We start from the raw sequence: 10,301 nt of genomic DNA, 5'->3' as shown, positions 1-10,301 counted from the left end.
GGGTCCGGTGGCGGGGTCCGTGGCCCCGGAGACGTATGTCACGAGATCGGTGTGGAGCACGCGCGTCCGAGGGTCGGCGAGCGCCGCGGCGGAGAGCGGGGCGAGGGGGCCCTCGCGGTGCCAGTCGATGATCGCCGCCTCGCGCTCCACGACGGTGACGCGTCCCCAGCGGGGGTCGGCGGCGGCGTGCGCCAGCGAGAACCCCACGCCGAGGCCGCCGATCAGGACGCTGGGCTCCGCCCGGTCGTCGAGGGCGTCGCGTGCCGCGTCGACGAGCAGACGCTCGGAGCGGCCGTCGGAGGTGTCCATCAGGAAACAGCCGTTGGCGATGATCTGCAGCAGCTCACCGTGGCGCCGCAGCACGACCTCGCCGTACGGGCCCTCGCGCCGGTCGAGGACGACGGGGGCAGTGGTGTCGGTCAGCATGATCCCCAGCGTATGAAAGGTGGCGTGCGGGTACGAGGACAACGCGGAAGTCGCCTTCCGGGTTGCTGTGAATCGCGTCGCACGTGGCGTCGGTCATAGACAACGGCCGAAAAAGGAGCAAAGGGTGGGGCGGGAACGCCGGAAGGAGCCCCAGTCACGTGAACCAGAGCGCCGAGCCCACGGACGTCGCCCGCGCCCCCGGCGCCCCGGAACGCACCTCTCTGAACGCCATTCCGGCCCAACCGGCACACCGGCCCGCGCGGCCGTCCGGGCCGGGGGAGCCGTCCGGGCCGGAGGAGCGGTCCGGACCCGCGTGTCGCTCCGGCGCCGTCGGTCCGCCCGCCGGAGCGGGGTCACGGCAGGCCCCCGCGCCCGGCGCCGCCGAGGCCCCCGCCCGTGCCCGGACGGCCGCGCGGGGCGTCCTGCGGCTGCTTCCGGGGCCCAAGAGGACGCCCTTCACCTTCGCGTACACGCTCGTCCTCGCGCTCACGTCGCTCGTCACCCAGTACGCGGACCCGGGGCTCGTCTCCTCGCTGCTGCACGGGTCGAGCACGGATGTGGCCCACCTCACGCACAGCCCCGCCCTCGTCCTGGTCGCCAGCGCGCTGTGGATCGCGGGCGGGATCACCTCTCCGTACGCCATCGGGTTCCTGCTGGTCCTGACCGCCCTGGAGCGGCGCATCGGCGGTCTGCGCACCGCCGGGGTCTTCCTGCTCGGCCATGTCGTCGCCACGCTCGCCACGGAGGTCCCCGTCGGCCTCTCGGTCCTCGCGGGCCATCTGCCGGACAGCTCGCTGCACCGCCTCGACTACGGCATCAGCTTCGGCGTGGCCGCCAGCGTCGGGGCGCTCGCGGGGCTGCTCCCGTCCTGGGCGCGGTGGACCGTCCTCGCCGGGTTCGGCTGGGTCCTGGTGGACGACCTGATCGCGTTCGCGGACCCGATGACCAACTGGGGCCACCTCCTCGCCCTCGCCATCGGCGTCGCCACCTGGCCGCTGCTCCGGCGCGCCCGCTACGCGGCGACCGCCTCCACCACCGAGGGGAACGCCGCCGTCGGCAGCACCCGCGTCAGCCTGAGCCCCGCCGCCGCGAGCAGCGCGGCGAACTCCTCCCGCGTCCGCTCCTGACCGTTCACCACCGCGGCCATGGCGAGGTCCATGGCCTTGCCGGGGTGCGGTGCGTTGCCCTCGGGGAGCACGGACTCGACGACGATCACGCGGGCGTCGCGGGCCATCGCCGCGCGGCAGTTGCGCAGGATGCGCAGGCAGTCCTCGTCGGGCCAGTCGTGCAGGACGTGCTTGAGCACGTAGAGGTCGCCGCCCCCCGGCACCTCGGTGAAGAAGTCGCCCGACTCGGCGCTCCACCGGCCCCGCACCGCCTCGTCCCCGGCCAGGACGTGCGAGCTGACCGCGGGCGTCTGGTCGAAGAGCACGCCCGCCAGGCCGGGGTGCCCGCGCAGGACGGCCAGGAGCAGCCCGCCGCGCCCGCCGCCGACGTCCACCACCCTGCCCTGCCCGGGGAAGGGGTACGTCCGCGCCACCACCGCGTCGACCCGGGCCGACAGTGAGGTCATCCCGGAGTCGAACAGCTCCCGCAGCTCCGGGTCCTTGGCGAGGTGGGCGAAGAGCGGCTCGCCGAAGATCCGCTCGAAGGACGGGCCCGCCTTGCGCACCGTCTCCTCAAGACCGGCCGACGTCCGCAGGAACGTGGGGTCGGTCAGCATCAGGACCGCCGCGTGCTGGGAGTGCTCGACGTCCAAACGCAGGGCATCGGCGGCCGGGGTGAGGTGGAAGGCGCCCGTCTCGTCCTCCCGGAAGACGCCGCGCGTGGCGAGGTAGCGCAGGACGCGCCGCAGGTGCCCGGCGTCGGTGCCGGTCGCCTCGGCCAGTTCGGCGGCGCCGCGCGGGCCCGCCGCGAGCAGGTCGGGCACCCGGCAGCGCGCGGCCGTGCGCAGGGCGGCGGAGAAGAGGTGCCCGAGGGCATGCTCGATGAGCTGACCGGTGATGTCCGGCTCCCCGGCGATGTCGCGTCCGTCGGTCGTGTCCACCGTGGTTCTCCCCCTCGGTTCCGGAAGCCACCACGGTCCCGGCGTGGCGTCGATCCGTACAGGGGCGCGGCGTGCGGCCCGGCGCATTTCCGACGATCGCTCAGAGCGAACATCGATCGGGGAACACCGGAGCGCTCATAAGCATTGAGTCCATACAGCTCAACTTGAATGCCGAAGGGGAGATCATGGCTACTGAGTCCACCTCGTACACACCGCTCACTCTGCCTGTGCTGCCGCTCGACGACGAGGTGGTCCTGCCCGGCATGGTGGTCCCGTTCGACCTCTCCGACGCCGATGTGCGCGCCGCCGTCGAGGCCGCGCAGGCCGCCGCGCGCTCCGAGGGCGACAGCAAGCCGAAGGTGCTGCTTGTTCCGCGCATCGACGGGACGTACGCCGCCACCGGCGTGCTCGGCACCGTCGAGCAGGTCGGGCGGCTCGCGGACGGCGACCCCGGCGCGCTGATCCGCGGCCGGGGCCGGGTGCGCATCGGCGCGGGGACGACCGGCCCCGGCGCGGCCCTCTGGGTCGAGGGCACGAGGGTCGACGACTCCGTTCCCGAGCCCCTGCCCGGTGCCGTCACCGAGCTGGTCAAGGAGTACAAGGCGCTCGCCACCAGCTGGCTGAAGAAGCGCGGTGCCTGGCAGGTCGTGGACCGCGTCACCCAGATCGACGACGTCTCCGCGCTCGCCGACAACTCCGGCTACTCACCGTTCCTCACCACCCAGCAGAAGATCGAGCTCCTGGAGACCGAGGACGCGGTCGCCCGCCTCAGGCTCGCCACCGAGCAGCTCCGCGAGCACCTCGCCGAGCAGGACGTGGCCGAGTCCATCGCCAAGGACGTGCAGGAGGGCGTGGACAAGCAGCAGCGCGAGTTCCTGCTGCGCCGCCAGCTCGACGCCGTACGCAAGGAGCTGCGCGAGCTCAACGGCGACAGCAAGGACGCGGCCGAGGAGTCCGACGACTACCGCGCCCGCGTCGAGGCCGCCGACCTGCCCGAGAAGGTCCGCGAGGCCGCCCTCAAGGAGGTCGAGAAGCTGGAGCGCGCGAGCGACCAGTCGCCCGAGGGCTCCTGGATCAGGACCTGGCTCGACACCGTCCTCGAACTGCCGTGGAACGAACGGACCGATGACAGCGCTTCCGCGTACGACATCAGGGGCGCCCAGGAGATCCTGGACGCCGAGCACGCGGGCCTCCAGGACGTGAAGGAGCGCATCACCGAGTACCTCGCGGTGCGCAAGCGCCGCTCCGACCGCGGTCTCGGCGTCGTCGGCGGCCGCCGCGGCGGCGCCGTGCTGGCCCTCGTGGGCCCTCCGGGCGTCGGCAAGACGAGCCTCGGCGAGTCCGTCGCGCACGCCATGGGCCGCAAGTTCGTGCGGGTCGCGCTCGGCGGCGTGCGCGACGAGGCGGAGATCCGCGGCCACCGCCGTACATACGTGGGGGCGCTGCCCGGACGGATCGTGCGGGCCATCAAGGAGGCCGGTTCCATGAACCCGGTCGTGCTCCTCGACGAGATCGACAAGGTGGGCTCCGACTTCCGGGGCGACCCGGCCGCCGCCCTCCTCGAAGTCCTCGACCCGGCCCAGAACCACACCTTCAGGGACCACTACCTGGAGGTCGAGCTGGACCTCAGCGACGTCGTCTTCCTCGCCACGGCCAACGTCCTCGAAGCCATCCCCGAGGCGCTGCTCGACCGCATGGAGCTCGTGCGCCTCGACGGCTACACCGAGGACGAGAAGGTCGTCATCGCCCGCGACCACCTGCTCCCGCGCCAGCTGGAGCGGGCGGGCCTGGACAAGGACGAGGTGGTCCTCGACGAGAGCGCGCTGCGCAAGCTCGCCGGTGAGTACACGCGCGAGGCGGGCGTCCGCAATCTGGAGCGCTCCGTGGCCCGGCTGCTCCGCAAGGTCGCGGCCCAGCACGAACTGGGCGACCGTGAACTGCCCTTCACCGTCACGGACGCCGATCTGCGCGGACTGATCGGGCGTCCGCACCACGTGCCCGAGTCCGCCCAGGACCCGGCCGAGCGCCGCACCGCCGTGCCGGGCGTGGCGACCGGGCTCGCGGTCACCGGCGCGGGCGGCGACGTGCTCTTCGTGGAGGCGTCGCTCGCCGACCCCGAGACCGGCGCGTCCGGGCTCACCCTGACCGGCCAGCTCGGGGACGTCATGAAGGAGTCGGCGCAGATCGCGCTGAGCTTCCTGCGCTCGCACGGCGCCGAGCTGGAGCTGCCCGTGGGCGACCTCAAGGACCGGGGCGTGCACATCCACTTCCCGGCGGGCGCGGTCCCCAAGGACGGCCCGAGCGCGGGCGTCACGCTGACCACCGCCCTCGCGTCGCTGCTCAGCGGGCGTCTGGTCCGTACGGACGTGGCGATGACCGGGGAGATCTCGCTGACCGGCCGGGTCCTGCCGATCGGCGGCGTCAAGCAGAAGCTGCTCGCCGCGCACCGCGCCGGGGTCACCACGGTGATCATCCCCAAGCGGAACGAGGCGGACCTGGACGACGTGCCCGCCGAGGTCCTCCAGAAGCTCGACGTGCACGCGGTCACCGATGTGCGCCAGGTGCTGGAACTGGCGCTCACGGAGGCCGAGGTCAGGGTCGCCGCGGCGGCCTGAGGCGGCGAGCGCGACGGTGGCCGGTCCGGACTCGGGCCGGCCACCGCCGCATGGTCCCGGCCGCCGCGGCCGTACGGTCTCAGCCGTTGGCGAGCGCCACGACCCGGTCGAGGGCGCCGTTGAACTTGTTGTGGTCGCCGACCGTCGGGCCCGAGGAGGTGTACTGCCACATGGTCTGGAAGCCCCACCCGGCCGGGAGTTCACCGGGGCTGGTGTTGTAGCGGGCGATCCACAGCGGGTTGCTCGCGCCGAAGCCGCTGTAGTTGCCGGTGCACTGCTTCCACCAGCTCGTGGCGGTGTAGATCACCGCGTCGCGTCCGGTGCGCGCCTTGTAGGTGGTGAGGAAGTCCCTGATCCAGCTCACCATCGCCGACTGCGACTTGCCGAAGCAGGCGGCTCCGTAGGGGTTCCACTCGATGTCGAGCGCGCCCGGCAGCGTCCTGCCGTCGCGCGACCAGCCACCGCCGCCGCTCGCGAAGTAGTTGGCCTGGGCGGCGCCACTGGAGGTGTCGGGCGTCGCGAAGTGGTAGGCGCCGCGGATCATGCCGACGTTGTAGGAACCGTTGTACTGCTGGGCGAAGTAGGGGTTCTTGTACGAGGTGCTCTCGGTGGCCTTGACGTAGGCCCACTTCACCCCGCTGTTCCAGAGGGTCTGCCAGGCGACGTTGCCCTGGTGGCTGCTGACGTCGACGCCCTCGGTCTGGGCGGCGTCACCGCCCGTGGGACGGCCGCCCTGGCCGTCGTGCTCGATGACGCCCTGGCCGAGGCGGGCTGAGCCGCGCGGCGGGATGTCGTCCGCCCGGGCCGTGGTGGGGAGCGTGAGGAGGAGGGAGAGCGCGGTAAGTGCGGTGAGGAGAACTCCCGCAGGCGACAAGCGCGAGCGGCGGGCCGTTCCGGGTCTGTGCACGGGCATGTGCGTGCCTCCGAAGGCTCGGTGGTGCTCGGTGGGGACCTGTCCGACCTGTTCACCGGTTGTGGTGTGAACATGTCACTTGAAAAGCTACGCACGTAGACCACCGGCAGGGAAGAGGGTCAAGCCGCTGCCGTTGGTCCACTCCTGTGACGGACGCACCGGCGCGGCACCGTTCCGACCTTGCGAAATACTGGTCAGGCCGCTGTCGCCACGGCCGCGGCGAGGAAGCCTTCCGGCGGAAACTTTCAGAATCGGGAAAGCGGGACATGGGTGCTGCAGAAGAGGGCGTGCGGGGTGACGGCGGCACGGGCGCCGAGCCGGGGGCGGACCGTGAGTTCCTCTCCCTGGAACGGGAGTTGTCGCTCCTGATGCGCCGGGCACGGGCCTCGTCCGGCGAGATGGCGCGCCAGGTCCACCCCGACCTGGAGCCCGCCGCGTACGGCCTGCTCGTCTGCCTGGACGACGGCGGACCGCAGCGGGCCACCGACCTCGCCGCGTACATCGGTGTCGGCAAGGCGACCATGAGCCGCCAGCTCAGGGCCCTGGAGGAGCTCGGCCTCGTCTCCCGCGCACCCGACCCCGCGGACGGCCGCGCCTGGCTGATCCGGCTCACCCCGGACGGCCGCACCCGCTTCCGCACGGTCCGCGCCGCCCGGCGCGCCCAGTACGTGCGCAGGCTCCAGGGCTGGGACCGCGCCGAGGTCGCCGAGCTCGCGCGGCTGCTCGGGCAGCTCAACAGCAGCGCCGAGGGCTGAGAGCGGGCGGCGCTCCGCCAGCCGGCCGGGTCGGAAGGGCCGGGCCGGAAACGCCGGGTTAGAAGGGCCGGGCCGGAAACGCCGGGTCAGAACTCCGCGTAGACGACCGCCGCGTCGTCGTGGCGCTTGCCGCGCGGGAAGGCGAGGCGGTCGGGGTCGGCGCGCTCCAGCTCCCTGACCCGGTCGAGGAGGTGCTGCGGCCCCTCCTTGCGCAGGAGCGCCAGGCAGTCCGTCCAGTCGCCCTCGCGGAACGTCTCCACCCAGCGCGACGCCCCGTCGGTCAGCGCCGCCACCGCGGAGACCTCCGCGCGCGGCGCCTCGCCGGTGACCGCGCGCGGMSGWGGGGTCGGCGGCGGCCGTGAAGAAGCCGTCCTCGGCGTTGCGCAGGGCCTCCACCGCCGCCCCGTACGCGCGGCCCGCCACCTCACGCTCGGCCGAGCCGCGCGGCAGGGCGCGCACCTGGTCGCGGAGCGCCTGCACGGCGGGCGGCAGTTGGGCCAGGCGGCGGTCGAGGATCGCGGTCACCTCGCCGCCGGGCCCCGCGAGCAGGAGCGCCGAGTCGGAGAGGACCAGGTGCTCGACGCGCTCCGCGTCCCAACGCATGAGCACTACCGTTGCCTGAGGGGTGCGCGGGTGAGAAAGGTCACAGGTTGAACCATGCGCTTCGGCGGTACGCGAGATTGCCTCGGCCAAGATCTCAGGGAGCGTCATATCCCGTCGCGAAACGGACAGTTCCCCCAGTGCGCCACCCAGTCGGGCGGTGAACCAGGGAACGGAATGCAGACAGCCCACCGATCCTTCGGGCGGCGTCACACCGTCCAGGACGACGAGCGATCCGCCCTGTCCGGACGCGGGAAGCGCGACAGACGCGTAGTCCTCGTTGGGGCGTGCGGGGTCTCCGGGCTCTGTGGCGAGTTCGATACGCATCCAGCCAGTCTGCACGAGCACTTCACAGCACCCGCCGATGGCGCCGCGGGTTCGCCGGTCTGGCCCGTACCAGCAGGTCACGCGCCGGAATTCGGTCGTAATGATCATCTCCGTCGAGGTGTGGCGGCGCATCCTGCCAAAGCCGCCCGGCGACGTCCAACCGGCGCCCCGCGAGGGGTCGCTGACCGGCCCGCGAGGACTTGCCCGCCAACTCCTCGCCGATGTTCACTCCTTCGGGTGGCCAGGCAGACGATGCGCGTCCGCCACCCAATGGCACTGGAATGGTCTGGAGCTGTACCTGGGGCGCGCTCGTGTTGACAGACCGTCATCCGGGCCCAGGTCAGCCGAGAACAGGAATGCGAGCACCGGTGCAGAAAATGCGGCCTCGGCGCAAAGGCAAGCAGACGGCCCCGGAAGGGACCACGCCGGACGCGACGAACCCGACCGAGCCCGCGCCGGAGCGCACGGGCCCGGACTCCGTGACCGAGGCGGACGTCACCGCGCTCGGCAAGCCCTCGGCGGCCGAGGTCAACAAGCGGCCCACCGCGCGCGTGCGCAACCGCCTGGTCGTCGCCGTGGCGGTGGTGGCCGCCGCGATCGCCGGGGCCGGAGCGCCCGCCGTCCTGGCCGCCTCCGACGACCTGCACGACGCGCAGCGCCTGGTGACCCTGGCCGAGCAGACGCAGCAGGCGGTCTCCCTCGGCCACTCGCTGGCCGACGAGCGCGACGAGGTCACCTCCTTCATCGCCGCGGGCCGTCCGCAGGGCAAAGGCCTCTCCCAGAGCCGCAGCGCCCGCGTGGACCGGCAGATCGGTGAACTGCGGGGCGCCGACGCGCCCGCCGGACTCCGCGGTGACCTCGCCGGCATCGACGCCGTCCGCCGGGCCGCGCTCAACGGCAAGAGCAGCGCCCTGGACGCCCATGAGGCGTACACGAAGGTCATCACCGAACTGCACGGCCTCACCCGGGACCTCGCGAGGCGGCTGCCGCCCGAGGCCAACGAGGGCGCGCTCGCCCTCGCCGACCTCGACCACGCCGTCGAACAGGCCGCCGCCACCCGGGGGCTGCTCCTCGCCGCCCTCGCCGTGCCGCGCGAGGGCGGCACCTCGCCCGGCGTCGACCCGGTCACGGGGCTGCCGACCCCGGGCTCCGACGAGTCACCGGAGACGGCCGGGCGCCGCGACGGGCTCAGCGCCGCCGCCCAGCAGTCCCGCACCCGTGAACTGGCGGCGCTCGCCGACTTCTCCGACACCGCGGACGACCGCACCCGCACCGCGTACGAGTCCACGGTCACCGGCTCCGAGGTCGGCGCCGCCGACACGTACCTCAAGCGCCTCACCGACCAGCCCACGCTCTCCGACGCCGAGCTGGAGTACGACCCCAAGAAGATCGAGGCGGCCCTCTCCGCGCGCATCGAGATGATGCGCGGCACCGAGTCCGCGCTCGGCGTCGAGCGCACCAAGCACCTCGCCCAGCTCCGCGACGACGACGTCACGGCCCTGGAGATCCGGGTCGCGCTCATCGGCGTCTGCCTGCTCGCCGCCGTCGGCGTCTCCATGGCGATGGCCCGCTCGCTGACCAGGCCGCTCGCCGTGCTGCGCCTCGGCTCGGCCCGTCTCGCCACCGAGCCCGCGCCCCAGGAGCCGATCCGCTTCACGGGCCGCGACGACGAGTTCGCCCAGGTCGTACGCTCGGTCAACGCGCTGCACGGCCACGCCGCCGCGCTCACCGAGCGGCTGACCACGCTGGAGTCGGACCGCAAGCACCTCATCGGCAAGCGCCAGGCCATGGCGGACGAGCGGGAGGCGCTGCGCGCCGAGCTCGCCGAGGCCTCCGCGCACCTGGATCGGGTGCGCCAGTCCATCCACGGCACCTTCGTGAACCTGGCGCTGCGCACCCTCGGCCTGGTCGAGCGGCAGCTCGCCGTCATCGAGAACCTGGAGGAGCGCGAGCAGGACCCGGACCGCCTGGCGACGCTCTTCAAGCTCGACCACTTCGCCACGGTCATGCGCCGCCACAGCGAGAACCTCCTCGTCCTCGCGGGCGCCGAACACGGCCACCAGCACCCCGGCGCCGTCCCGCTGGTCGACGTGGTGCGCGCCGCCGTCTCCGAGATCGAGCGGTACGAACGCGTCCGCATCGCCACGCTGCCGCCGCACGCCCACATCGCGGGCTTCGCGGCGGACGACATGAGCCACCTCACCGCCGAGCTCCTGGAGAACGCCACCTCGTTCTCGCCGCCGGACGCCTCCGTCGAGGTCTCCGGCTGGCTCCTGGAGAACGGCGAGGTCATGCTCTCCGTGCAGGACGAGGGCATAGGGGTCACCGAGGACCGGATGCGCGAGCTCAACGCCCGCCTGACGGACTTCGACCCGGACGACTCCTACGACCAGGAGAGCGGCGACGGCCTCGGGCTCGGTCTCTACGTGGTGGCGCGGCTCGCGGCGCGGCACGGGGCCCGGGTGCGGCTGCGGGAGCAGAAGCAGGGCGGCACGGCGGCGGTCGTGGTGCTGCCCACGTCCATCCTCGCGGCGGCGCCGGATCTGGCGGGGGCGTCCGGCGAGGYCGTCGGCCCCGCCCCGGCCGGGGAGAGCGTCGTCCCCCTCCCGGGCTCGGAG

The 10,301-nt window shown here is 73.1% G+C and carries 6 protein-coding genes and 2 pseudogenes; 4 read left to right on the top strand and 4 right to left on the bottom strand.

The window, feature by feature from the left end; all coding sequences use genetic code 11:
- Positions 1-426 (bottom strand): annotated as a pseudogene (locus AB8Z36_RS20185) (spermidine synthase); the annotation flags it as partial.
- Between the two features lie 158 nt (positions 427-584).
- Here AB8Z36_RS20185 and AB8Z36_RS20180 point away from each other — a divergent pair.
- Positions 585-1,553, top strand: a complete 969-nt coding sequence (locus AB8Z36_RS20180; RefSeq protein WP_369214745.1) for a rhomboid-like protein — start codon at positions 585-587, stop codon at positions 1,551-1,553.
- Here AB8Z36_RS20180 and AB8Z36_RS20175 read toward each other — a convergent pair.
- Positions 1,439-2,473, bottom strand: a complete 1,035-nt coding sequence (locus AB8Z36_RS20175) for a methyltransferase (RefSeq protein WP_369214744.1) — start codon at positions 2,471-2,473, stop codon at positions 1,439-1,441. The genes AB8Z36_RS20180 and AB8Z36_RS20175 overlap by 115 nt on opposite strands.
- 185 nt (positions 2,474-2,658) lie before the next feature.
- On the opposite strand from AB8Z36_RS20175, the gene lon reads away from it, so the two are divergent.
- Positions 2,659-5,088 carry an endopeptidase La gene (gene lon, locus AB8Z36_RS20170; RefSeq protein WP_369214743.1) on the top strand — a complete coding sequence of 810 codons (2,430 nt, stop codon included), beginning with the start codon at positions 2,659-2,661 and terminating at the stop codon, positions 5,086-5,088.
- 79 nt (positions 5,089-5,167) lie between these two features.
- Here the strand turns inward: lon and AB8Z36_RS20165 are convergent, their stop codons facing one another.
- On the bottom strand, positions 5,168-6,001 hold the full coding sequence (locus AB8Z36_RS20165) for a lysozyme (RefSeq protein ID WP_369214742.1): 834 nt from the start codon (positions 5,999-6,001) through the stop codon (positions 5,168-5,170).
- Between the two features lie 266 nt (positions 6,002-6,267).
- On the opposite strand from AB8Z36_RS20165, the gene AB8Z36_RS20160 reads away from it, so the two are divergent.
- A complete protein-coding gene (locus AB8Z36_RS20160; protein ID WP_369214741.1) occupies positions 6,268-6,756 on the top strand; it encodes a MarR family winged helix-turn-helix transcriptional regulator in 489 nt (162 codons plus the stop codon).
- 86 nt (positions 6,757-6,842) lie between these two features.
- Here AB8Z36_RS20160 and AB8Z36_RS20155 read toward each other — a convergent pair.
- Positions 6,843-7,683: pseudogene (locus AB8Z36_RS20155) on the bottom strand (protein phosphatase 2C domain-containing protein).
- Between the two features lie 368 nt (positions 7,684-8,051).
- Here AB8Z36_RS20155 and AB8Z36_RS20150 point away from each other — a divergent pair.
- A partial coding sequence (locus tag AB8Z36_RS20150; protein WP_440581958.1) for a sensor histidine kinase occupies positions 8,052-10,301 on the top strand: 2,250 nt, incomplete at its 3' end.

The organism is Streptomyces flavofungini, from assembly GCF_041028215.1.
GTDB lineage: Bacteria > Actinomycetota > Actinomycetes > Streptomycetales > Streptomycetaceae > Streptomyces > Streptomyces flavofungini_B.
Note: the sequence above shows the minus strand (reverse complement) of the source record. Positions and strands in the feature narration are given on the sequence as shown.